This is a genomic window from Acinetobacter sp. YH12072 (assembly GCF_013419565.1).
Classification (GTDB): Bacteria; Pseudomonadota; Gammaproteobacteria; order Pseudomonadales; family Moraxellaceae; genus Acinetobacter.
The window spans coordinates 24,066-47,406 of record NZ_VOZV01000026.1; the positions used below are offsets into that span (position 1 = coordinate 24,066).

Sequence of the window (23,341 nt, forward strand, 5' to 3'; positions counted from 1 at the left end):
GTTTGGATCTCCGACGATTTAAACACCGAAAAGCCTGACCTCGACCGTCAGGCTTTTTCTGTTTCTGGGTTATCAATACAAGCTTGGATTTGTTTATCCAGCTCAGCCAAAGCAACGTGCATCTGGTGAATCACCTTTGACATGTCTTGCACTTCACCTTTCGTGATACGGCCATCCGCCATGATTTCGCGGAAAAGGCTCATCACATCACCACCCTTCATGCCAATGCACAGAACTTTGTCAGTCAATGACATGTCGCGGCATTCAGGAATTTCAGGTAGATCAATTGCAACTTTTTCATGTTCAGCAGATAGAGCATGCAAAATGCGGAAATCACCAGTTAAAGCCATAAGCTTTGAAGCCTCGGCCAGTGTTAAGTGGTGAGTTTCAGTATTTGGATTTACTTTGCTGTTAAGCACAGCCGGGCTTTTGATTCCCATACGTGCGGCTAGAGCTGAAGCGCCACCCGGGTAGTCATGAACTGTGTTGTACGCTGCATCCGTTATGTTCATTTAAGGTTCCTTTGAACGTGGTTGTTTAAATTCAAATGCTTAATAATTGGTTTAAGCAATTAAGGCTTCTAAATTTGCCTTTAACTTGCCTTTACTTTGAATTTGGAGAATTGCCTGGGTTGAAGCTGGAATTCCATATGAGCGCCATTTACTAATAGCTCCGCGTGTCTTTTTTAAGATTCGCGCTAGGTCTGCGTCGCTTTCAGCTCCGTAATGCTCCTTTACGTCATCGACAGTCATAATGTTTACCTTGATAAACTTAAAGTTTCCCCAAGTAAACCATAAGTTTCTTTTTAGGTCAATAATAATGTTTACCATTGGAAACAATTGTTATGAGTATTTTGCAATGAGCAGCGTTTCTGAACGTATCTTGATAAGAATGAAGGAACTTAACCTTCAGCAAGTTGATCTAATTGAAGCTACCGGCCTAAGTAAAGGTACGGTTTCAAAGTGGATTTCAGGGGTTAATGTACCTAGCGGCAAAAGCATTACATCTCTTGCAAAAGCCCTAAAAACAACACCAGAGTGGATTTTAGATGGTGAGGGCCTTAAAAATTTAGGTGGCCCTGTAAAAGAAGAGGATGATAAAGGATTTAATAACGTTCGTTTTAATGGAAAGAAACTTACAAGGATTCCGGTGTTAGATTTTGTACAAGCTGGTATGTGGCGAGAAGTCGCCTACGATGGTAGTGAGCCAAAAGGATATACCCTCACTACATATGAAAATAAAGATCCAAGCACTATTTTTAGTGTGACAGTCGAAGGTATGAGCATGTACCCCGAGTTTCAGCCTGGTGATGATATTGTTATTGATGCCTCAATTACTCCTCAGCCTGGTGATTATGTGGTAGCTCAGAATGGTGAATATGAAGTTACTTTTAAGAAGTACAGAGTTGTAGGTTTTGATGAGCATGGCCGTGAAGTATTTGAATTGGTTCCACTAAATCCAGACTTCCCTATCCATAACTCACAAAAGCACCCTATTTCAATTATTGGTGTAGTTGTTCAACATCACAGGGAATTTAGAAAATAATAAAAGCCACTATATGCGGCTTGGGTATTTTAATTGTGAATACGCTGCATGATTTTAGAAGTATTGGTTTTGTTTTAAATGGGGTGGCAAATGGGAAAAAGACTGAAGGATGATGAAATAATAGCTTTAAAAAGTGTTCCCAAAATACTCTTAAAGCCACTTCGTCAAAAGTGGATAGATCAGCTAAAATTTAGACAGCTTTCTATTGAGTTGTGTAGCCAGGATCAGAAACATAGATTTAAGCTTTACATGAGACAATCAAATTTAGATGAAGATAATTTCTCATGTGGATTGAGTTACTTGGAGTCAAATGAAAGTGATATTACGCTAGCAAGATACAATGGAAGTAGTCATGTTCATGTCAATAAATGCGATGGTCAACGATTTGATTTTCAATGCCATATCCATCAAGCTAACGAAGCATCACTAAAAGTTTCCAAAAAAATTGAAAACTTTGCTATTCAAACAGATAGATATAAAAATCTATCTGGCGCTATACAATGTGTACTAAAAGATTTTAATATAATTGATATCAACATCGGACAACTTATAGAGCAAGGAGGATTGTTTGATGAAAATTAATGAAGTTAAACAATTGCTTTGCAATAGTTTTTGTCGTGATATAGGTTTTAAAGAAACTAGAAATGGAGCAATAGTGTCTCTGCCCATATTTGATATGGATGGTGATGCTTTTAGTATTTATTTAAGCGAAATAACTGGCGGTTGGCGTTTATCAGATGGCGCAAGCACAGTGATGCGCTTAAGCTACGAGAATGACTTAGACACATTGTTAAAAGGCTCACGTTTTGATTTATTCAACAACTATGTAGCAGAGGCTAATGCTGAATATGATGATGGTGAATTCACAATGCAGATCCCGGCTGATCAACTGGTCATGGGCTTGTTTGAGTTCACTAGGTTGTTAAATAGAATTAGTGATTTAGCGCTATTAAAACAACATAGAGTTGTATCTACATTTAAAGATCAACTTAGAGAGGCTCTATTTTCTCTGCTACCATCCGATCAGATTCACGAAAATTATCGCGTCCCGGGGCTACCGAATGCTGATGATTATGTTATTGATTATATGGTAGAAGCAGAAACCCCCTTATTTCTATTCGGTGCCAGCAATAAGGACTCTGTTAGACTCTCAATTATTACAATGCAATACCTTGAAAAGCACGATATTAACTTTAACTCACTGGTGATTTTGGAAGACTCTTCAAAATTACCAACACAGGATTTAAATCGACTCATGATTGCAGCTAACGATATAATTCCTAATTTGCATGAAATACAAGCTATCGAGAAAAAAATTAAACATCGATTAGTTTGCTGATACTCAACTTAGTTTTATAGCAGCACATACCCACCCCAGCGGTGGGTTTTCTTTTATTAAATTTTGCTTATAATTCAAAGTCCAATAACAATAAAACTATAACTATGAAAAGAATAACTTTGACCACCCTACTCTTGTCTTTAGCTTTCACTGGTTGTGAGAAGCAACTTAGTGAAGATATAGATCCAATCACAACTGCAACAGCTCTTGAGAACTCAGATAACATTCTTAGTAAATACATAGAAAAGCTTGATTCAGAGTTCACCACTCAAGAGGTACGGGTAAAGATTCTTTGTAGGGACTATCCGCATGAATATAAAAACAACTATATGCCTAATTTACTTAAGCTATCACCAGGTGAATACAGTGAGACAGTGCTCTTGGCTGACATGGATCTAGTTCTAGATCACTACAAGCAGACAAGCAATATCCAATGTTAGACGTTTCTTCCTACTGAAATATCGCCCTACTACACTAGGTTCAAGGCCAACCATGGCAAGGCCTGTAATAACAAAGTAAAGCACTACTAACCCACCCCAGCGGTGGTTTTTTCTTTATGTAAGGTAAGTGTAACCTTGTCTTTAAACGCTACATTATAACAATTAGTATAAAGACACCTATGATTCATAAATAGAAAGGTAAGTCTCAATGAAATATCTGTTAGGCGCAGCATTGTTAGGATTAGCAATTACTGGCTGTACTTCAAATCCAAAAAACGAAGTGGTGCAAGAAAAAGTTGTGAGCAATACTCCAGCTGAAACTCAGGTAATTAACTTTACTGGTCCAATGGATCTTACAGTTGAATTGAAATCTTCAGATAATTTTGAAACTGCAGAAATGACAGATAATTCTGGCAAGGTTTATCACCTTAAACGAGCTATTTCAGGAAGTGGTATGCGTTTGGCCAATGATGACGGCGTTTCAATTCACTTCAAAGCTGGTGAAGGTATTGTAGAGTTTATGAAAGACAAACCTATCAGTATTACTGAATACAAAAAATAAGATTATTGCTCTAGGACAACCCATCCCTGTGATGGGTTTTCTTTTGTCTATTAAAACATAAAAGTTTCCATAAATAATTAAAAAGTTTCTTTTGATAAACTTTTCTCTTGACTATAGAGTTTCCTTTGGTAAACTAAATCCCATAGACAACAAAAAGCCCCAGCGTAGCCTACGACAACTACCTGGAGCATGACCCACAAACTACCTGTGAGTGATTTAATTATGAATAAAAACCCAATTCGCTTCAACCCAAACATTATAGGAACTTTGTTCCTGGGTATTTTGGGAACCCTTTCTTTAGGTGCTATGGCATTTGATTCAAGCAAGCCTGTGAGCTTTCAAGCTGAATCTATCCAAGATCAGCCACAAATCAACATCGCTGCCCCATCGTACCAGGTGGAAAACGCAGTCTGCCACCAGTACTGCACAGCAAAAGTTAAAGCTGGTGAATACGACATCTACGTTGATTATCAGCTTGACGATGGCTCAGTCGAATTCCTAGACATTCTGAACGTAGTTCATTTTGACAAGACGATTAATGCCTATGTTGATCGCTATGAGATTGAAAAGATTAATGCTGCGATTGCTGGGGGTGCTAAATGACAGACCTTCACGATCAATTCGCCATGGCTGCAATGCCAGCTCTAATAATGATGGGCCGCACTGAGGAAAAGGTAGCTGAACTAGCTTACAAGCAAGCCGATGCAATGGTCGCTGAGCGTGAAAAAGGTTCAAGCGAAAGCGTGCATAGCGTCAAGCAAGAACTCATTAAAGCCATTAAAGAACAGCACGACATCGATGTTAGTAATCTTCATCTAACAGCTGGCCATCTAATTTTTGTTTTAAAAACTGGTCGAATTACTGCGGGATTATAAAAATGAATACACAAGTAAATCTACAAGAAGTTGAAAGTGCACGTCAAACATGGCTTGAAGCACGTCGTTTGGGTATTGGTGGCTCTGATGTGGCAGCAATCTTAGGTCTAAGCAAATACCGCTCTCCATATCAATTATGGCTGGATAAAACAGGTCGTACCGAAGTTGAAGATTCTCAAAGCGAAGCGTCTTACTGGGGCAATACCCTTGAAGATATCGTGGCAAAAGAATATGCCAAGCGCAATGGCGTGAAGATCCAGCGTGTGAATGCAACTCTGGTACATCCTGAATATGACTGGATGCGCGCCAATATTGACCGCGCCATTATCAATCCTGATATCTCAGGTAATGTCCGTATCAAAGATGGAAAGCTGACTACAGACCGCATCCTGGAATGTAAGACTGCTAACCAGTACCTGGCGAAATTGTGGGGTGATGAGCAGTCAGAACAGGTGCCAGATTACTACCTGACACAAGTGCAGTGGTACATGGGTATTACGGGCGCTTCGATGTGTGGTCTAGGTGTGCTGATCGGTGGCCAGAAATTCCGTAGCTATCAGGTGGCATTTGATCCAGAGCTGTTTGAAATGCTGACAGAAGAGTGCTCCAAGTTCTGGCTTGAGCATGTGCAAAACGATGTGCCTCCTGCTCCAACCACGTTTGATGATGTGCTGCATCGTTGGTCTACACACAATCCCGACCAGGCTGTTCAGGCAGATAACGAACTTGCCAATCTGGTTGCTGAATACAAGGACTTAAATAAGACCATCAAAGAAGCTGGCGCTGAACTGGATGATTTGAAGCTGCAAATCTGCACCCGTATGGAAGATGCAGAAATGATCATAGCTGAGGATAAACGCCTTGCAACATTCAAATATCAGGAACGTAACACGCTGGATAGCAAGGCTCTGAAAGCAGCCCATCCTGACATCTACGAGCAATTTGTTAAGACTTCAAGCACCCGTGTGCTGCGCATTAATTAAGATTTATAGGTAAAAGAATATGAACTCAATTGTTAAAACAAACCCGAACACCGCTGTTAATTTCTTAACTCCTAACAATCTGCAGGAAGCAATGCAAATTGCTGAAATTCTTGCCGGTTCTGACATCGTGCCTAAAGACTACCAACGTAAGCCAGGCAACATTCTTGTTGCCATGCAATGGGGTGCTGAGATTGGTTTGCAACCACTTCAAGCAATGCAAAACATTGCGGTGATTAATGGCCGCCCTTCTATTTGGGGTGACGCAATGCTCGCCCTTGTGCGTGGATCTGGCTTGCTTGACTTTATTCGTGAAGAACTTTCCGAAGACGGTCAAAAGGCTATCTGTACTGTGAAGCGTAAAGGTGAAGAACCTGCTGTATCCGAATTCAGCATGGAAGATGCGAAACGTGCTGGTCTATCCGGCAAGCAAGGCCCATGGACACAGTATCCAAAACGCATGATGAAGTTGCGTGCTCGTTCTTATGCCCTTCGCGATGTATTCCCAGATGTGTTGAAAGGTATGGCGATTGCTGAGGAAGAGCAGGATAAAGAAATCGATATAACACCAGCTGGCGCACCTGGAACAGAAACCAAGCCGAATACAGGCGCATCTGCTCTGAAAAGCCGCCTGAAAAAGAAAAATGATGCTGTTGATTCTTCAGCTAAAGAGCTGGATCTGAGTGTGTATTACATCAACATCAAGGATGCACGCACATTAAACCAGCTTGAAAAAGTGGGTGAAGAAATTGCAGCACTAAACCTTGGCGAACCAGCCAAGTCTGAAATTGGCGAAGTATTTAAAGAGAAACGCCGTCAATTGAAAGAGCAAGTGAAATTACTTGTTCAGTCGATTGTCAACCAGATCAATGATGCTTCGGACATGAATGCTCTCAACCAGATTATGGAAAACGAATTTGAGCCAGCATCAGGCGAGATGACTGACGAGCAGATCGCACAAATTAATTCTGCTTATGAAGCCCAAGAAGCAGCACTTACACCATAAGGATTGTGATTGCACCCCTCTTCGGGGTGCATCTGGAGTATATAAGCATGATTTTCAAAATTAAAAAGAAACATGAAGTCGGTTTCAAGCTTTGGCTAGAAAAGCTGGGTTATACGAAGAAAGAACTGACAGATGGTAGCTCTACATTTTCCGGAAAAGGTACACGTAAAGCACTGAGCTATGTGTTTTTAAAGAATGATTTAACAGGTAATGCTGCATGCCAGATGTTATTCGATGAATATGAAATGCACCTGCACTGCCCGAATGTTTCGAATGAAACCAGCGAAAACTTAGCAAAGATTGTGGCTAATCAGATTATGAAGGTGGCGTGATGGATGTTCAGAAAGAGAGAGAAGCGTTTGAAGATTGGGTTAAATCAAAAGGAAGAGTTGTAGAGCGTTTTTCTGATGGCTCATATAAGTCAATGACTTTGGATAAAGAATGGTCAGCATGGCAAGCCGCCAAAGCCCAAGCGGTGCCGGACCTAGGTGAGCTGCAAGAAAGGATTGCAGGACATCAGTATTACCATGATGAACATGGCCACATGATTGTGGATATGGATGATGTGGTTAAAGAGATCAGCGGATTTGATAGTTGGAAGGCCCAAGCGGTGCCGGAAGGATTTGTTTTGGTGCCGAAAGAAAATATTTCTTGTTTTTGGCAAGACAATGATGAGCCTGAGAACTTCTGCAATTCAAGCAATGATTGGGATTGCTTAGGTGATGGGATCGAAAAAGATCAAATCATGATTGTGAATAAACACACTCAAGCACATATCTCTACCGAGAAGTTCTTCGGTGTGTGGAAATTGATTGAAACCTCATACGGCACTCGATGGAAATTTGAGTTATTCAAATCGGAGTTTGAGGCTAAGCAAGCCATGATCGAAGCGCAGGAGCCAGCCAATGACTGAAATTCAACTAACCAAACTTCAATTGGCGAACTATGTTTGTGATGAGCTGCATAAAGAAATGCCATTTGATCTGATTTTTAATCAGGATGAATTCGTGCCTTTTATGGAAATCATTGACGCTTCAAATCTCAATATTGGATTTCCAGTTAAGAACATCGGTGACAAGATTCATGTTGGTGTAACTAAAGGAAATTCAAACGGTATATATCAGGCATTGAGCAGCTACATCGCTCAGCATCAGAAGCCGGAAAACTGCATCGATCAATTTATTGCTAGTGGTGAATTTGATAAGGCTTTTAAGGATGTGTTTGGTTTACCGGAATCAGTACAACAAAGTTTAAAAGAGGTAACTTAATGGCTCGATACACCATCACCGTTGAAGCCGAAAGACCGCCTCAAATTATGCTGGGTCAGACTATCGGTGGTGCAACGGTGAAGGAGCTTAAAGAGGTTGAAGTCGAACTGGTTTCAGCTTCTTATCTGGCTCAAAAATACAATCTGTCAGTGACCACGATTCGAGAAAAATTAGTTTCGATCAATCAAGGCACACAAGGCAAGGCGCTATACAATCCAAAGTTGGCCCACGACCTGCTGACAACCAAAGTTAAAGTAGGCAGACCGAGAGCTAATTAGCTCTCACTGTCGTTAAACATTTCCACTAAATCCTGAGCATCTGGATTGTAATAAGTATTCACCAGCATTGAGATAGTTTTGTGGCCAGTAATTTTGGCTAGCACTTCAACCGGTAATTTTCTCACCTTCACCATTCTTGTGATGGCTTCATGTCGTGAATCATGGAAGTTGATATGTGTAAGCCCTGCTCTTTTCTTTGCTCTCATCCATGTAGCACAACATATCTGTTTATCAATAGGTAAAAGTTTATCTGTTCCTTTAGGTAATAAAGAAAGCAGTCTTTTGGCTTCACCAGATAAAGGCACGTTTCTGGATTCACCATTTTTTGTCATCGGTAAATGCACAAAGCCTTCTTTAATATCCTTCCTACGCATTGCCAGTATTTCACCCTGACGCATAGCAGTTTCCAGAGCAAATCGAAATGCCCATGCTACATAGTGGCGTGACGTTTCTGGTGTTGTGGATCCATCCCAGCTTAACGCCTTTATCAATAATTCTTGATCTTCTTCTGTAATACGCTGACTTCTGGATTTTTCCTTGCTCGGCATGGTGACCGCATGCCAGACGTTAGAATCAATCAAAAACAGTTCTTTCATGGCATAGGTAAACACGGCTGAATAAATGGCGTGTTCATTCCTGAGTGTTGCTATCTTCACTTCTTTTTTACGGTTATTTCGCCATTCTGCAATGTCAGCAGGCTTGAAATCATAAATAGACTTGTCAGCTAAATTTGGTGCAATCCGGTCAAGGTTTTTAATTTTAAAATTGATAGTCCGTGCAGATCGCATGTGACGACCATGCTCTTGATAGTATCTAGCACAAAGTTCCCTAAATGGATAATTCGGCTTTTCGCCTTGTTCTATTGCCTTTTTACCAGATCGAAGTTCAAGCAATTTATTATAGGCCCACTGTTCACATTCCTTCGCTGTGTCTCGGGTGGCTGAATATCTTTGCTTGTCGAAAGTGACAATGATGCGCCAGCTGGACCCTCGCTGGATGGGTTTGGGTATTTTCATTTTATTGGTGCAGATTTGGTGCAGATTACTTTGCATTTTATCGGTAAAGTAAAAAAATGAAAGGATATAGAAGGGATTTTGTGCAGTTTTGGGTATGGTTTAGTGACGGGATAGGATTAATAGACTGTTTTAAATTATTGTTTTTATTAAAATTAAATCTTTTTATAATTTATTTTTTGTCTTTTTATCAGAAAATATCATCTAAAATCATTGTATACTACCTACTTTCTTTGTAGCCAAGATCATCATCCCGCGTTGATCAAGCCTGTAGTGAATTTCGATGAGCACCTTAATTCTTGTTACCTCCGCACCGACTTCTATTTATGCCTGGCATGCGCTTGGACTCGCCCAAGCTTTACAACATAAACAGGAAGCTTTCCGTGTATTTTTCTATCAAGATGGCGTGTCGGTCGCAAATGCATTGCAATGGGTGCCCGACGACCAGCGTCATCTCACACGTTCCTGGCAGGATCTGAATATCCGCTTACCTGTTTGTGTCAGTGCAGCCTTAGCGCGTGGGATTACAGATCAGGAAAATGCTCAACGTCACAATATTCAGCAACATAATCTTGCTGATGGTTTTGAATTGGTCGGTCTAGGCGAGCTTGCTGATGCTGTTCACTCCTCACAACGTCTAATTCAATTCTAGATGCTTCATTTTTCAGGATGTGTTGCTTTTAAAAGGAATCTTGTGTGAAATCTGTACTTGTTATATTAACCCAAGCCAACCTAAACAGCTTGCAGGTGCATGAAAGCCTATCTGCTACGATGGTACTGGCGACCTTCGGCGCTGAAGTTAAAGTATTACTCCAAGGCGCGGCCTTGAGTCTTTTACGTTCTGAGCTCCAGTTTGACCAGCTTAAACATGCCTTTAAACTGGCTTCAAATCTGGTGGATAGTTTCGAATTTTATGACCTGACCCCAATTCTGGTTGAGCAGAAAAATCAGGACTCTCCTTTTGTAAAGCAAAGCGAACAGGAGATTGAGTTGATTGAACTCAATTCAGAATTCGTTCAAAAATTTGATCACGTATTGTATTGGTAAGTTGGTAAGGATGAAGGATAAATAAATGTCAGATCAAACCCTTTACCTGATCCAGTCAGATTATGCAGCGACGGCGTCAGTCCTTGATCAGTTAGCACAGCTCCATGCTTCAGATGATCAGGTGGTCCTGATGGGAGAATCTGTGCTGTATCTGGACCATGCTTTCGTACAGCAACTGCCGCAAGTTTATATCCTAAGAAATGATGCAGAAACTCTGATCTCACCTTTATCGGAAAATGTTGCTTTACTCGACTACTCCGAATTTGCAGATCTATGTCTGAAATTTAGTCGCTGCATCTCAATGAAATAATCCATGAGTCAAATATGAATCTAGAACTGGACCAAGATGGTCATTTAGTCGATTACACCATCTGGAATGAAGACGTTGCCCAAGTACTGGCAGATACACTGGAACTTCAACTTACTCCTTGGCATTTTGAAGTGCTACAGGCAGTCCGTCAATTTTATCAGCAGTTTGGGCATTCTCCTGCAACCCGTCCGTTGATTAAGTTTTTGATGAAGACAGTCAACCCGGAAATTAACAATGCCTTATTACAGGAAAAGTTTAATACAGGTCTGGTGGCACGCCATTTAAGCCGACTGGCTGGTATCCCGAAACCGGCGAACTGCTTATAAGTTTTAATCTAAAATATGAATGAAGAAAAAGCCCGTTTTAACGGGCTTTTTCTTATTAAGCTTATCTATGATCTGTATTCACGGCTAAATAAAACTTTTAACTAAGGAAGGTTAAAAACCATTCTGATCTAAAGCATTTAAAGCTTGATCAAGCTGTGAAGAGATTTCAGGCAAAACTTTCTGTAAAAATTCTATTTGAGCTCTCGCTTCTTCCGGAGCAACGACCTGAGCATTTACCAGATTCTGCTGCTGTACCAGCAAACGATCCAGCTGGCGTTCATCTGGCTTCTCGCCTTGACTTAAACCATTCATCATTTGGGTAAAATCCAGATAAAGCTGCTCTCTCTGTTGTAATAAGACCTGCTGTTCAGAATCCACTTCCGGGTGTCCAGCCGTTCTTGCCGGTACAGGTGGTTTAGAAATTAAACTGGAAGTAATCAGTGACTTTGCTGGAAAAGTCATCTGATCATCAGGTTTCAGTATATTGAACTCTGCCTTATAGATATCCTTATGAACCTGATAAGCAATCCCAACCAGAATACCGGTTAATAACATTCCCGCCAGCAGATATAAAGTAAGTGTTTTGTTCCTCATATATGCCACCTACAATGCTTAGAGCAACGTTCATAACACATTGCTCTTTTTAAGCCATTATTTGCTACGGCGTAGACCAGTCTGCTGGAGCATAACCGATCCGGACACGCTGTGGATGATTGCCTACAGGTACACTGGTCACTTTATTGCCTGTCGCGAAATCAATTACGGTCACCACATCCGTTTCACTTTCTGAAATGATACAGCTACGGCCATCCGGACTTCGGGTAGCCCAGTATGGTTTACCTGCAGGAATCAATTTTCCGGCAGTCAGACTCTGACGATCAACAATAGTGGCGTAATTATCCATCGTGCCCGCAACACAGAGCTTCTCACCGTCTGCACTGATCGACAGGCCATGATGGCGGGAATCATTCACCCATTTAGTCCGGTCTTTAGGAATGCTATCGCTACCTGGCAACTGCCCAATACGGGTCACTTTATTCTGGTTTAAGTCATACTCAATCAAACCATTAAAAAATGATACCTGAGCATAGAGTTTACTTTCATCCTTGCTAAAGACCATCGGCCGCACTGAATTAGATAAATCTTTTCGACCAAACGCATCCAATGCCGGTCTAAAGTCAATTTTCTTAAGCACCTGATGGGTATTGGCATCTGCAATGGTGATATAGCGTTTACCCTTGGTGAAATCCTGCCACTGCGCATCAAGAGAGGTTTCTACATTACCAATGGCCGAGTTCAGAATTTTTCTGCCATTATCAAAGTAGATATTTTCATGCGGTTTATCACCCGTCGCAAATCGACCAAGTTCCTTACCAGTATGAATATCCAGTACATGCACCACATTTCCGGAAGATGCGGAAACCGCGACACGCTGGCCATCTGGTGAAACTGCCATATGATCCGCGCGGAAGCCTTCAACTGGAGTACGCCAGTTAATTTTGCCTGTCTTGATGTTGATAGAGACCACATCGGCAAAACTTGGACGGGATGCGACCACAGACTGTCCATCTGGCGTGGAGTACATATCGTCGACCAGCTGATCATTACCTTCACCCGCAGTAGCTTGAATATAGGTATAGGCAATCAGTTTAATGGGATTGAGGTGAATCTCTTTCAGACGCTCCTTACGATCAGGAATCATGTTGATCACACCAACCTTGCCAAAGTCACCTGAAGATCGAATCACTGTAACTGTTCCATCCCAGTTATTACCCACAAAGAAAACTTGCTGGGAATTGGGCGGTTGAGGCAAGGTAGACGAATCTGCCTGTGCAGTTGAAAAGACTGAGAGCATGGCCATCGCGGACAAGCTCATACAGAACCGTGATAATCGTTTTTTCTGGATTTCCAAGCGGTATTCTCCATATTTTCTATTTTATTGTTTTTATCTTTGTTCAATCCACAGTCAGGCCGTGGATCTCAATCATCCACTATACAATGAAGAAAAAACCATGCTGAATTTTCCGACAGAATAGAAAGATAAGAATCCAGAAAAGTTGAAGCGTCCATTGATATGAACGCTTCTCAGTAAGATAGTTTTATTGAAAAATGCTTAGAACTTTAGACATCCAATACATCAACGAATTGAGCATCTAGAACCTTAGCTAGGTCCGCAGGTTTTAAACCAATATCCAGACCGCGTTTACCCCCACTGACATAGATTTTATTCAGCTGTTCTGCAGATGCATCAATGACAGTTTTCAGGCGTTTTTTCTGCCCAACCGGACTAATCCCACCGACAAGATAACCGGTTAGACGTTCTGCCTGTTTGGGATCAGCCATTTGTAGCTTTTTACAACCAAAGGCTGATGCTACTTTTTTCAGGTTTAACTGATGGTTGACTGGAAGAACTGCTACAAAATACTGCTTCTCATCCGTGACCAATAAGGTTTTAAATACTTCTTCTACTGCCAGCCCTAACTTTTCTGCTGCTTCCAAACCAAAGCTTTTGGCATTGGCATCATGTTCATATTCGTGAATGCTATATTCAATTTTTTGAGATTTTAATAATTTGCATGCAGGTGTCATAACAGCTTCGATAGTATTTTGACGGAATCTTCATTATAGCTTATCAATTCTGCTTGAGTTTTATTCTGTGATTCTCAATAGTCTATACAATCAATATATGTTCAAAATACAATCAGATACCATTAGCTTTTAATCCAGAATATCTATTCATATTGTACTTTAACTGAACTTAGCTACCCCATTTATCATTGTAATTCCGCATACCATCTTGTTCTTAAGCTTAAAAATTCATCATTTAAAAACTTAGGCAATATTCAGATGAATAACAACGCCTATACATGAAGTGCCATTTTGCCAATGTTATTGAGCGAACATAAAGAATTACAAATAAAGGTAAGCTTTAGAAAATTGAGCACATTCGTCAATATTAGATGAGGCCAGTAAAAGATTAATGAAGAATCATAAGTTTTTAATTTTACTTTTACGGCCAGTATCATTTATCCAATGTTCAGTAGCAATGAGCCTATCTCTTTTTGCAGAAAAATAATGTGTGACTTGCTTTACTAGCGACATAAAACCCATTTAATACTAAACTTCACTTCATTCCATTTATCAAATAACTTTTTGATTTTTATTCCAAGTTTGATATTTTAGTTTACAGAATAATGAATAGAATAAACATTTGATTCATTCAAAAATCTAATGAAAATCCGGTCTTTTACCGATCACCACAATTTTTGATATGAGCAGAGACTTCGAGTAATAATTTTTATTTTTGACCAGCCATTGCCGAATAAACACTCAATTTAAAAGAATTATGAATAAACATTGAGGTCTAACTTACACAGCATAAATGTAACAATTCAGCCAATTCATCTAAAATATAAAAATGATGTAAAAGACGAAGATTTGGTAGTTTTGAACATTGCTAAATGCTTGCAAAGTTTTCATTATATGGCCACTGCGTGGTACATGCTTTTCTATGTCAATTCAAAGAAATTATAAAAATAATGTAGGAATTCATGCCATAATAGGCGAAGTTTGTAGACATCTTGCAAACCTATCCTGAAACTTTTTAACTGGAGCACCATAGATGACTTCGACCATTTTGGTTATTCATGGACCGAATTTAAATTTGCTAGGAAAGCGCGAACCCGAAGTTTATGGTTATTTAACTCTAGAAGATATTAATCAGCAGCTCACTGCTCAGGCTGAAAAAGCTACTTTACAACTTGACACTTTCCAGAGCAACTGGGAAGGCGCAATTGTTGACCGAATTCATCAAGCCCAACAAGACGGCGTGCAATATATCATTATTAATCCTGCTGCCCTGACACATACCTCAGTTGCAGTTCGTGATGCACTTCTTGGCGTGGCAATCCCGTTTATTGAAGTCCACCTGTCTAACGTCCATGCACGTGAGGCATTCCGACATCATTCATATCTATCCGATAAAGCTATTGGCGTGATCTGTGGTCTAGGTGCAAAAGGCTATGCTGCCGCACTCGACTATGTCATTGAAAAAATACAATCTTCTAAACAATCTTAATTAGGAATACTGTCTCATGGATATCCGTAAAATCAAGAAGCTCATCGATTTGATGATTGAATCTGACTTACAGGCGATTGAAGTTAAGGAAGGTGATCAGTCGATTGCTCTGACTCGTCGTAATCCAGTAGTTGCAGCAGCTGTTCCTGCAATGCCTGCACCTGCAGCTGACGTCCCTGCAGCTAAATCTCCTCGTGGTGCAGTTGAAAAATCTCCAATGGTTGGCGTGTTCTATGCGGCTCCAAGCCCAGGCGAAGCACCTTTTGTAAAAATTGGCCAAACTGTTTCTGCTGGCGAAACACTGGGTATCATTGAAGCAATGAAAATCATGAACCCGATTGAAGCAACTCAAAGCGGCGTGATTGAAGAAATTCTGGTGAAAAATGGTGAAGTGATTCAGTTTGGTCAGCCACTTTTCCGTTACCGCGCCTAATCACTTCGGGGATTCATAATGTTGCAAAAAGTTTTAATTGCAAACCGAGGTGAGATCGCCTTGCGCATCGCCCGAGCTTGCAAAACTTTAGGAATTAAAACAGTCGGTGTCTATTCAGACGCTGACAAAGACCTGATGCACTTACGCTTCTGTGACGAAGCCGTGTGTATTGGTCCTGGCGCAAGTAGCGACAGTTACCTGAATATTCCAGCCCTGATTACAGCTGCTGAAATCACCAGCGCAGATGCCATCCACCCTGGTTATGGCTTCCTGTCTGAAAATGCTGAATTTGCTGAAATCGTAGAAAGCTCTGGTTTTATCTTCATTGGTCCACGTCCAGAACATATTCGCCTGATGGGGAACAAGGTTTCTGCGATTATTGCCATGAAAAAAGCGGGTGTACCAACTGTACCTGGCTGTGATCATGCGGTGACGATTCACAATGCGCTTGCTGAAGCCAAAGAAATTGGTTTCCCGCTCATCGTGAAAGCGGCTTCCGGTGGTGGTGGTCGTGGTATGCGTATCGTAGAACGTGTGGATACCCTGCTTGAATCAGTACAAGCTGCGCAGCGTGATGCTGAAATGTGGTTTGGCGATGACACGGTTTATATGGAACGTTTCCTGCAAAAACCGCGTCACGTCGAAGTACAGGTTCTAGGCGACGGTAATGGTCATGCGATCCACCTGTATGACCGTGACTGTTCTTTACAGCGTCGTCACCAGAAAGTACTTGAAGAAGCGCCAGCGCCTAACCTGCCAGAACAGGCTCGTACTGACATTCTTGAGGCCTGTGTCAATGCTTGTAAATTGATGCAATATCGTGGTGCCGGTACATTTGAGTTCCTGTTTGAAGAAGGCGAATTCTTCTTTATCGAAATGAACACCCGTGTTCAGGTAGAACACCCTGTGACTGAAATGGTCACCGGTATCGACATCATTGAACAGCAGTTGCGTATTGCGGCTGGCTTAGGTCTGGATATCCAGCAAGAAGATGTACGTGTTCAAGGTCATGCGATCGAATGCCGTATCAATGCAGAAGATCCATCGAACTTTATGCCATCTCCAGGCAAAATCGAGACTTTCTATGCGCCAGGTGGTGCAGGTATCCGTTTAGACTCTCATATCTATCCAGGTTACAGCATCCCACCGTATTATGATTCAATGATTGCCAAGCTAATTGCCCATGGTAAAGACCGTGAAACTGCAATTGCACGTATGAAACAGGCCTTGGATGAAATGATTCTGACAGGTGTGAAAACCAATATCCCATTACACAAAGATCTGATTCTTCAGGATGAAAATTTCTGTGAACAGGCGATGGATATTCACTATCTGGAAAAACATTTGTTGAAGCAGCTTGAAGGTGCTGAAGACAAAGAAAAAGCTTGATCCAGTAATTGATCTAATAAAAAAACCGCTGAATTCAGCGGTTTTTTATATCTAGCCTTCAATCAAGGCAAAATGCGTCGAAGCACAGCAAAACATTGTTCTGCTTTTTCATTGGCACAGAAATTAATGGTATTTGAGTTCTGCCACTTCACAAAATACTGCGAAATCTCGCCTGACTGATCCACCTGATTACCGGAACAGTCTTTTTCATTATTGTCGTATTTAACCTGCATAATCAGCGCTGGAATCTGTGCAGCAGGATCTTGTGAAGGCTGATAGTCATACAGCCCTGTGGTCCATTCTGAACCGCTTTTAATCACTACGTTGTTATTGCCTTTAAAATTATAGTATTCAACACATTTCTTATTATCTGGAATTTCCATTCCCCATAGCCCGACAATTTCAGGACGGGTATTAATGGTAAAGGTATTCGGAACTTCGATAGGTTTCGCAATACTATTTGCAGCTTGATTATTATTTTCTGTTGCCATTAGCCAAGATGAGCTCATGAGCAAGACAAGGCCAAGACAGGTTTTTTTCATATTCACAGGCTTCGTTTCAATCCTAATAATTAATTTTAACTTATCATATTTTTCGGGATCATATTCTGCTCTGCATCAGTTTAAATACCGAAATAAAACAAATTTTTATCATTATAGTTTAAAAACATGGATTTCCTTTTTTAATTTTTTTGTATATATTTCGTATACAAACGTATATTGATAACGTAAGTAAAAACAGATTATTCCAAGAATAAAGTTGTACTTTTGGGTAAAAAGCATTTCCCAAACAAAGTGATATTTCACAAATAAAAATTAGATACAGGACTTAGATTTGCGAATACCTCGAATCACAGACCAGAACTTGAATCCTGAAACATATGCCTACTTGGTCATTCTTTTCATTATTTTAGTGACTTGTTTGATTGGCATTATGACCAGAACACAGGATTACTTAGCCATACTCTGGCCTGCCAATGCTGCCTTACTGGCCATGTTTTTACGCTTCCCCCATTTAAACAATATGGGCGGGTGGCTAGGTGCTTTCTGTGCGTTCATGTTTGCTGATCTGGCGACAGGTAATAATCTTTTACAGAGTCTGTTTCTAACGCTTGCTAACCTGATCAGTACGATTGTATCGCTATTTTTTATCCGATATTTCCAGATCAATTATAAGTACTACAATACTGGCTTCACTTTCGTGCATATGTTCGGCATCTGTGCATTCGCAGGATGCCTGGCCAGTGCAGTGTTTGCCGTTGCGACCTTACCCAATCTTCCTCATTCCTTTATGACCAAGGAAAATTTATGGATTGATTTTGGGCTATGGTGGACAGGCGAAATGGTAAATTACATTATTGTCCTGCCGCTTTTTCTAGCCTTTCCTAGAACCAAAGATCTCAAGTATTTATTTAAAAACCGCAGAAAGAAGCAGAACTCTTTTAGTTATCTGCTGCCAGCAGGTACGGTAATCCTGTGTATTATCCTGAGTAATATTTTTGTCGGTCCAGGTGCCCTGCTTTATCCGTTGGCAGCTTTAATCTGGGCAGCACTGACCTATCGCATCTTCACAATTGCAATTATTAATGCCTTTGTAATCATTTTGATGTATTACAGCCTGACCCAGTTCTATGCCACTACACATGATACGTTGGCAGACTCGACCATTTATATCTCATTAAGGATCGGACTGTTTATGCTGGCATTATCGCCGCTGATCCTGTGTATCATCAGTCAGAACCGTAATGACCTGTTTAAACGGGTATTGTATTTGGCCAATCACGACAGTCTGACACGGACCATGAACCGGCATTTTTTCTTCCAGAAAGGTGAATATTTACTGCAACATTCCAAGAGCGTGCAGTTTTCCCTGATTATGCTGGATATCGACCATTTCAAACGTTTAAATGATCATTTTGGCCATCATGTGGGCGATAAAGTACTGCAACATTTTGCTGAAATCATCCGTTCCAATTTACGTTCTCAGGATCTGTTTGCGCGTATTGGTGGTGAGGAATTTGTGATTTTGCTTTGGGATACCAAACCATCTAAGGCCCAGTTTATTGCCGAGCGTATTCGTGAACTGGTAGCTAAAACGCCAATGTATCAACCTGATGGATCACCGTTATCGATTACTGTGAGTCTCGGGATTACGCATCAACATGCCCCGCTTTCTCAGGATTTACAGCAACTGATCAATACCACGGATCAGGCCTTATATCAAGCCAAACACTTGGGACGTAATCAGGTGGTGCTTGCATCCTGAACTGAAACCCTCTACAACCTTATAACAATATCAACGCTAGGGAATGCAGATGAAATTTGAAGAATACTTACAATACGATGGATTAGGACTGGCTGAACTGGTTAAAAATAAACAGGTGCATTCAAGTGAACTTTTATCAGTTGCCTTAGAACGCAGTGCAAATATTAATCCTGAAATCAATGCCATTATTATTCCCATGCATGAGCATGCCTTGCAGCGTACCCAGCAAAAACTGTCTGGCCCCTTTGCTGGAGTTCCATTTCTGGTCAAAGACCTGTTTCAGGAATATGCAGGTTATCCGACGTCTTATGGATGTCAGGGTTTAAAGCGTATCGGGTATATCGCTGAAACCAATGCCGAGATTGTTAATCGTTGGGAACAGGCAGGTATTGTGACCTTTGGCCGTACCAACACCCCTGAATTCGGAATTAAAGGCATTACAGAGCCAGATGCCTGGGGAAGCTGTAAAAACCCGTGGAATTTAAGACATAACAGTGGTGGCTCGTCAGGCGGTTCTGCTTCTGCTGTGGCAGCCGGCATTGTGCCAATTGCCGGTGCAGGTGATGGTGGTGGCTCAATTCGTATTCCGGCTTCCTACTGTGGTCTGTTTGGTTTAAAACCAAGCCGTGGACGTACGCCGTGGGGACCGCAAATGAGTGAGGCAATGCACGGTGCTGCCATTCAACATGTACTCACCAAAACTGTTCGGGATAGTGCGGCAATGCTGGATGCCACCCATGGTGAAGATCGCAGTTCACTGTTTACGATTCAACGTCCGCATACACATTATCTGGAAGTGATTCAGCAACCACCAAAAAAATTAAAAATCGCATTTAATACGCGTTCCAGCATTGATACGCCTGTTTCTCAAGATGCTATTAAAGCGGTAGAACAAACTGCCCGTTTACTGGAATCTTTAGGTCATGAAGTCGTTGAGGATCAACCGCAGATTGATGGCATGCAACTGGCTAAAGATTTTATTACGACGTGGTTTAGCCAGTTTTCTTATATGCTGGACGAAATCCAGAAAGGCTATCCATCCAGATCAGGCGATTTTGAACTGGATTCTCTGGCGCTAGCTGCTTTTGGTGCCAAAACGACGGCAATTGAATATATCCAAAATCTGACCAACTGGGGACAATATGTGACCCAGATGAATCATTTCTTTGATGATTATGATCTCTACCTGACACCAGCCACGGCCACTGTTGCACCCAAAAATGGCGAAGTCAAGACACCAAACTGGCAGAAGCCGATTCTTAAAGCTTTATTAAAAATGAATAAGGCACATTTATTGGCACAAGGTAAGCTGGTCGACCAGATTGTGAAAGAAAACCTAAAATGGGTGCCATTCACTCAGTTAGCCAATATTACCGGCCTTCCAGCAATGTCCGTACCGCTTTACTGGAATGAAGATAACTTACCTTTGGGTTCACAATTTATTGCACCATTTGCCCGTGAAGATTTACTGTTGCAACTGGCCGCTCAATTAGAACAGGCTCAGCCCTGGTTTAATCAATATTCCAAAATCCGCGTTTAATTGTTCGATGGTATTTTAAATCTGCTTTTGTAATTCGACCTTGTTGGGTAAGCCAAATACCAGCAACAGGCCCAGCAAGGTCGACAGCGCAGCAGCAATAAAGATTGATGTTCCACCGACCTGATCCCAATAACGACCGGCTAGAATGCTGCCACTCGCCACGCCTAAGCCCCACATGGTGCTATACAGTGCCTGTCCACGGCCTTGCTGTCCAGCCGAGAAGTTCTGAAAAATAACCCGCATGGCAATCATATGGAATAAACCAAAACTCAGGGCATGAATGGTCTGGGCAAAAAACTGTGCCAGAAATGACGATGGAAATATGCCGACAGTCAACCATCTTAAACCAGTCATTAACAGGCATAGCATTGCCAGATGACGCCATGACCAGCGTGTCAGAAAGAATGTAGCGTAGGCAAACATAATGATTTCAGCAATGACTCCAACCGACCAAAGCAATCCGATCTGACTGGTACTGAATCCATTCTGGCTGAGATAGTTACTATAAAAACTATAAAACGGCGCATGTGAAAACAGCATGATCAGTTCAATCAGGAAAAAACTGTATACTACCGGACGCTTGAAAATCGGCCATAAAGCTTCGAGTTTTTTCTGAGCTGTTGGTGCTGCTGTTGGTTCCTTGATAGTGAACGACCAGAGAAAAGCCAGAAATGAGATACAGAGCAGTAATACTGGTAGCATACTGATGCTGATAATTTCAAAAATTGCGCCTAAACCAAATACGCCAATAATAAATCCAATAGATCCCCACTTACGGACTTTACCATAGAGCTCTGCCCTTTTTTCACCTAACCAGAATAAAGTCACACCTTCAAACTGAGCCAAAATTGCATTTTGAAAGAAACTGAAAATCAGCATGAGCAAAGCGACTGACTGGAAGCTATTTGGAATGATAAATATCATGAACCAGATACAAGCTTCCATCCAGGTAGCTATACGCACCAGCAACATGCGTTTCCCGGATTTGTCTGCAATCCACCCCCAAATAAATGGCGCAAAAAATCGGGTGACAATCGCAATCGAAGATAAAATCCCAATTTCCTGATAATTAAAGCCTTGATCTTCCAGATACAGACTCCAGAAAGGCATGAATGCGCCCACAATCGCATAATAAAAAAAGTAGAAAAAACTGAGTCTGTAATGAATAGCTAGAGATTGCATCAAACTAGATACTCTTTCATTTCTGATAACTTAAAATAAATATAAGTTGCGTTTAGTTGCATTGAATGGGTCTCGGTTGAGTCTAGTTAATCTGTAAGCTAATCATCTATAGATTCTTCAAAGCTCTTTAACTAATTTTAGAAAAGTTAGATTTTAACTTAATACATTAGCTAAATTCTTAATTTATTCTTTTAGTTCAATCATGAGCTTATCAATCGTAATCATTTGATGGTTCTAAGAATTAAAATGACTGAGGTTATGATACTTAGACAGCTCAGCACTGCAAAAATCTAAGTTTTACTTGGACTTTATCTGAAATAGATATTACTGATAAGAAAACCCCTTTTCGAAACCTAGAATAAGAAAGATTCTCATTCTTAAATTTAAATTTTCAATAAAAATGTATCAATACTGTAGTATTTACGTTAATTTTTAATTAATTTTTATGTTAATTTGATCACTCTTTAATATAGAAGAATCTACTATTCATGAAAACTTATATACTTTATGCATTATTTGGCATTTTTATTTGTATGCTTGTGGCTTTTTTAGCAGTAGCACTAATTTCACACGATATATTTTTCTTAGTAGTTGTAGGTTTACTCGCCATATCAGCATTCCTAGTGTATTTAGAAATCATAGATAAAAAGTACGATCCCTTTAATTTTAAGTAAAAGCTAAGCAATCTATTAAGATTCAAACTCCATTATATAATGGAGTTTTTTTATTTAATTTTTTCAAACGATCCCGGCATTCTCTATTACCGTCGTCACTCTCAGTCGCACCATGTAGGCAGAATAAGCAGAAGAGTAATCGGAGCATACTTTTTTCCAGTCAAAAAATAACCCGCTCAACCTGGGAAAGTTAAGCGGGTAGGCTTTAACACGTCGTTATAGTTTTTAGCTAGTTCATCATTATTCATGGAGCACCTTTAAAGTAGCACTTATATGATGCAGCAATAGTATAAGAAGCATTACTGAATCGTGGGTGCTGGTTGGCCTTGGGTTGAATTTGGTGATTTGTTAGACAGGAATTACACTACTTAATTATTTTTGTGTTCTAGTCGCTGTATAAAGTTTATCAAGCAACAAAAAAGCTCTTATTTCTATGGGCTTTAAAAACTCGCAAAGAAATCGAATAAATATTTAATGAATGTGAACCTGTCATTAATATCGGGTACGTCAAATACCCATAAAGTTTTAGTTTGTGATCTATATTTAAATCTTACTGCCGACACTTTAGTTGTCATTGACGCATCTTCACCGAGATGTTCAGGAATTAATTTAAGATTTTCTGATAGAAATCGTGATTTATTTATTAGATCTCTTGCGAAAGTCGTTATTGCAAGTTCATCCGGTTTACCAGTGCAGCGATTAAGTTAATGCGTAAACCGAATCTTTTCCGTCTATTTCGATAGCGTTCACTTAGTATTCTAAATCTTTTCAATTGACTGTTAATGTGTTCG

The 23,341-nt window shown here is 40.6% G+C and carries 29 protein-coding genes and 1 pseudogene; 21 read left to right on the forward strand and 9 right to left on the reverse strand.

Annotated elements, in window-relative coordinates; all coding sequences use genetic code 11:
• Positions 1 to 47 precede the first annotated feature (47 nt).
• A complete protein-coding gene (locus FTU19_RS11585; protein ID WP_104471652.1) occupies positions 48 to 512 on the reverse strand; it encodes a phage regulatory CII family protein in 465 nt (154 codons plus the stop codon).
• 51 nt (positions 513 to 563) lie between these two features.
• Positions 564 to 752, reverse strand: coding sequence for a hypothetical protein (locus tag FTU19_RS11590; protein WP_180053640.1), 189 nt, complete (start codon positions 750 to 752; stop codon positions 564 to 566).
• Positions 753 to 858: 106 nt separating this feature from the next.
• Between FTU19_RS11590 and FTU19_RS11595 the strand changes: the two genes are divergently transcribed.
• The 12 genes from FTU19_RS11595 to FTU19_RS11650 all read left to right on the forward strand — a co-directional run bounded on the left by FTU19_RS11595 (position 859) and on the right by FTU19_RS11650 (position 8,293).
• Complete coding sequence (locus tag FTU19_RS11595; RefSeq protein ID WP_180131311.1) at positions 859 to 1,545, forward strand: LexA family transcriptional regulator; 687 nt, start codon at positions 859 to 861, stop codon at positions 1,543 to 1,545.
• 90 nt (positions 1,546 to 1,635) lie between these two features.
• Entirely contained in the window at positions 1,636 to 2,127 is a 492-nt protein-coding gene (locus FTU19_RS11600; protein ID WP_180131314.1) for a hypothetical protein, read from the forward strand.
• Positions 2,117 to 2,884, forward strand: a complete 768-nt coding sequence (locus FTU19_RS11605) for a DUF1828 domain-containing protein (protein ID WP_180131317.1) — start codon at positions 2,117 to 2,119, stop codon at positions 2,882 to 2,884. Before FTU19_RS11600 ends, FTU19_RS11605 begins: the two co-directional genes overlap by 11 nt.
• Before the next feature lie 648 nt (positions 2,885 to 3,532).
• Complete coding sequence (locus FTU19_RS11610) at positions 3,533 to 3,886, forward strand: hypothetical protein (RefSeq protein ID WP_005104451.1); 354 nt, start codon at positions 3,533 to 3,535, stop codon at positions 3,884 to 3,886.
• A 189-nt stretch (positions 3,887 to 4,075) separates the two neighbouring features.
• The gene (locus FTU19_RS11615; protein WP_257225459.1) at positions 4,076 to 4,489 is read left to right on the forward strand and encodes a hypothetical protein; all 414 of its coding nucleotides are present in this window, start codon (positions 4,076 to 4,078) and stop codon (positions 4,487 to 4,489) included.
• The gene (locus FTU19_RS11620) at positions 4,486 to 4,761 is read left to right on the forward strand and encodes a hypothetical protein (protein ID WP_180003595.1); all 276 of its coding nucleotides are present in this window, start codon (positions 4,486 to 4,488) and stop codon (positions 4,759 to 4,761) included. The genes FTU19_RS11615 and FTU19_RS11620 overlap by 4 nt, the downstream gene beginning before the upstream one ends.
• A gap of 2 nt (positions 4,762 to 4,763) precedes the next feature.
• Positions 4,764 to 5,744, forward strand: coding sequence for a YqaJ viral recombinase family protein (locus FTU19_RS11625; protein ID WP_180131320.1), 981 nt, complete (start codon positions 4,764 to 4,766; stop codon positions 5,742 to 5,744).
• 19 nt (positions 5,745 to 5,763) lie between these two features.
• Positions 5,764 to 6,747, forward strand: a complete 984-nt coding sequence (locus FTU19_RS11630; protein ID WP_180003599.1) for a recombinase RecT — start codon at positions 5,764 to 5,766, stop codon at positions 6,745 to 6,747.
• Between the two features lie 47 nt (positions 6,748 to 6,794).
• The gene (locus FTU19_RS11635; RefSeq protein WP_257225460.1) at positions 6,795 to 7,079 is read left to right on the forward strand and encodes a hypothetical protein; all 285 of its coding nucleotides are present in this window, start codon (positions 6,795 to 6,797) and stop codon (positions 7,077 to 7,079) included.
• Complete coding sequence (locus tag FTU19_RS11640; protein ID WP_180131323.1) at positions 7,079 to 7,660, forward strand: hypothetical protein; 582 nt, start codon at positions 7,079 to 7,081, stop codon at positions 7,658 to 7,660. Before FTU19_RS11635 ends, FTU19_RS11640 begins: the two co-directional genes overlap by 1 nt.
• The gene (locus FTU19_RS11645) at positions 7,653 to 8,015 is read left to right on the forward strand and encodes a hypothetical protein (RefSeq protein WP_180033916.1); all 363 of its coding nucleotides are present in this window, start codon (positions 7,653 to 7,655) and stop codon (positions 8,013 to 8,015) included. Before FTU19_RS11640 ends, FTU19_RS11645 begins: the two co-directional genes overlap by 8 nt.
• On the forward strand, positions 8,015 to 8,293 hold the full coding sequence (locus tag FTU19_RS11650; protein ID WP_034171181.1) for a hypothetical protein: 279 nt from the start codon (positions 8,015 to 8,017) through the stop codon (positions 8,291 to 8,293). Before FTU19_RS11645 ends, FTU19_RS11650 begins: the two co-directional genes overlap by 1 nt.
• Here the strand turns inward: FTU19_RS11650 and FTU19_RS11655 are convergent.
• On the reverse strand, positions 8,290 to 9,309 hold the full coding sequence (locus FTU19_RS11655; RefSeq protein WP_180131326.1) for a site-specific integrase: 1,020 nt from the start codon (positions 9,307 to 9,309) through the stop codon (positions 8,290 to 8,292). The genes FTU19_RS11650 and FTU19_RS11655 overlap by 4 nt on opposite strands.
• A 280-nt stretch (positions 9,310 to 9,589) precedes the next feature.
• On the opposite strand from FTU19_RS11655, the gene tusD reads away from it, so the two are divergent.
• The 4 genes from tusD to FTU19_RS11675 are packed head-to-tail and all read left to right on the forward strand — an operon-like array spanning position 9,590 to position 10,989.
• On the forward strand, positions 9,590 to 9,958 hold the full coding sequence (gene tusD, locus FTU19_RS11660; RefSeq protein WP_180131328.1) for a sulfurtransferase complex subunit TusD: 369 nt from the start codon (positions 9,590 to 9,592) through the stop codon (positions 9,956 to 9,958).
• Between the two features lie 44 nt (positions 9,959 to 10,002).
• On the forward strand, positions 10,003 to 10,353 hold the full coding sequence (locus FTU19_RS11665; RefSeq protein ID WP_005235449.1) for a hypothetical protein: 351 nt from the start codon (positions 10,003 to 10,005) through the stop codon (positions 10,351 to 10,353).
• 25 nt (positions 10,354 to 10,378) lie between these two features.
• Positions 10,379 to 10,663 (forward strand): DsrH/TusB family sulfur metabolism protein, encoded by a 285-nt coding sequence (locus tag FTU19_RS11670; protein WP_180131331.1) that lies wholly within the window; start codon positions 10,379 to 10,381, stop codon positions 10,661 to 10,663.
• A 14-nt stretch (positions 10,664 to 10,677) separates the two neighbouring features.
• On the forward strand, positions 10,678 to 10,989 hold the full coding sequence (locus tag FTU19_RS11675; protein ID WP_034705617.1) for a TusE/DsrC/DsvC family sulfur relay protein: 312 nt from the start codon (positions 10,678 to 10,680) through the stop codon (positions 10,987 to 10,989).
• A gap of 111 nt (positions 10,990 to 11,100) precedes the next feature.
• On the opposite strand, the gene FTU19_RS11680 is transcribed toward FTU19_RS11675, so the two are convergent.
• From FTU19_RS11680 to ybaK, 3 genes are all read right to left on the reverse strand, one after another.
• Complete coding sequence (locus FTU19_RS11680; RefSeq protein WP_180104338.1) at positions 11,101 to 11,583, reverse strand: hypothetical protein; 483 nt, start codon at positions 11,581 to 11,583, stop codon at positions 11,101 to 11,103.
• A 64-nt stretch (positions 11,584 to 11,647) separates the two neighbouring features.
• Complete coding sequence (locus tag FTU19_RS11685; RefSeq protein WP_373684968.1) at positions 11,648 to 12,850, reverse strand: YncE family protein; 1,203 nt, start codon at positions 12,848 to 12,850, stop codon at positions 11,648 to 11,650.
• A 260-nt stretch (positions 12,851 to 13,110) separates the two neighbouring features.
• Positions 13,111 to 13,578: a Cys-tRNA(Pro) deacylase gene (gene ybaK, locus FTU19_RS11690; RefSeq protein ID WP_159122961.1), complete on the reverse strand. Its 468-nt coding sequence runs from the start codon at positions 13,576 to 13,578 to the stop codon at positions 13,111 to 13,113.
• 1,033 nt (positions 13,579 to 14,611) lie between these two features.
• On the opposite strand from ybaK, the gene aroQ reads away from it, so the two are divergent.
• Genes aroQ through accC form a run of 3 tightly spaced genes read left to right on the forward strand, consistent with a single transcriptional unit; the run spans position 14,612 to position 16,889 of the window.
• Positions 14,612 to 15,067 carry a type II 3-dehydroquinate dehydratase gene (gene aroQ, locus FTU19_RS11695; protein WP_004785950.1) on the forward strand — a complete coding sequence of 152 codons (456 nt, stop codon included), beginning with the start codon at positions 14,612 to 14,614 and terminating at the stop codon, positions 15,065 to 15,067.
• A gap of 16 nt (positions 15,068 to 15,083) precedes the next feature.
• Positions 15,084 to 15,500 carry an acetyl-CoA carboxylase biotin carboxyl carrier protein gene (gene accB / locus FTU19_RS11700; protein ID WP_004785952.1) on the forward strand — a complete coding sequence of 139 codons (417 nt, stop codon included), beginning with the start codon at positions 15,084 to 15,086 and terminating at the stop codon, positions 15,498 to 15,500.
• Positions 15,501 to 15,518: 18 nt separating this feature from the next.
• Entirely contained in the window at positions 15,519 to 16,889 is a 1,371-nt protein-coding gene (gene accC, locus FTU19_RS11705) for an acetyl-CoA carboxylase biotin carboxylase subunit (protein WP_180053626.1), read from the forward strand.
• A gap of 62 nt (positions 16,890 to 16,951) precedes the next feature.
• On the opposite strand, the gene FTU19_RS11710 is transcribed toward accC, so the two are convergent.
• Positions 16,952 to 17,398: a hypothetical protein gene (locus FTU19_RS11710; protein ID WP_171065466.1), complete on the reverse strand. Its 447-nt coding sequence runs from the start codon at positions 17,396 to 17,398 to the stop codon at positions 16,952 to 16,954.
• Positions 17,399 to 17,723: 325 nt separating this feature from the next.
• Between FTU19_RS11710 and FTU19_RS11715 the strand changes: the two genes are divergently transcribed.
• Positions 17,724 to 19,154 (forward strand): diguanylate cyclase, encoded by a 1,431-nt coding sequence (locus FTU19_RS11715; RefSeq protein WP_180131334.1) that lies wholly within the window; start codon positions 17,724 to 17,726, stop codon positions 19,152 to 19,154.
• Positions 19,155 to 19,203: 49 nt separating this feature from the next.
• On the forward strand, positions 19,204 to 20,694 hold the full coding sequence (locus tag FTU19_RS11720; protein WP_180131337.1) for an amidase: 1,491 nt from the start codon (positions 19,204 to 19,206) through the stop codon (positions 20,692 to 20,694).
• A 15-nt stretch (positions 20,695 to 20,709) separates the two neighbouring features.
• Here FTU19_RS11720 and FTU19_RS11725 read toward each other — a convergent pair whose 3' ends face one another.
• Both FTU19_RS11725 and FTU19_RS11730 read right to left on the reverse strand, forming a co-directional pair.
• Positions 20,710 to 21,876 carry an MFS transporter gene (locus tag FTU19_RS11725; protein ID WP_180131340.1) on the reverse strand — a complete coding sequence of 389 codons (1,167 nt, stop codon included), beginning with the start codon at positions 21,874 to 21,876 and terminating at the stop codon, positions 20,710 to 20,712.
• A gap of 1,338 nt (positions 21,877 to 23,214) precedes the next feature.
• A pseudogene (locus FTU19_RS11730) lies at positions 23,215 to 23,341 on the reverse strand (IS5/IS1182 family transposase); the annotation flags it as partial.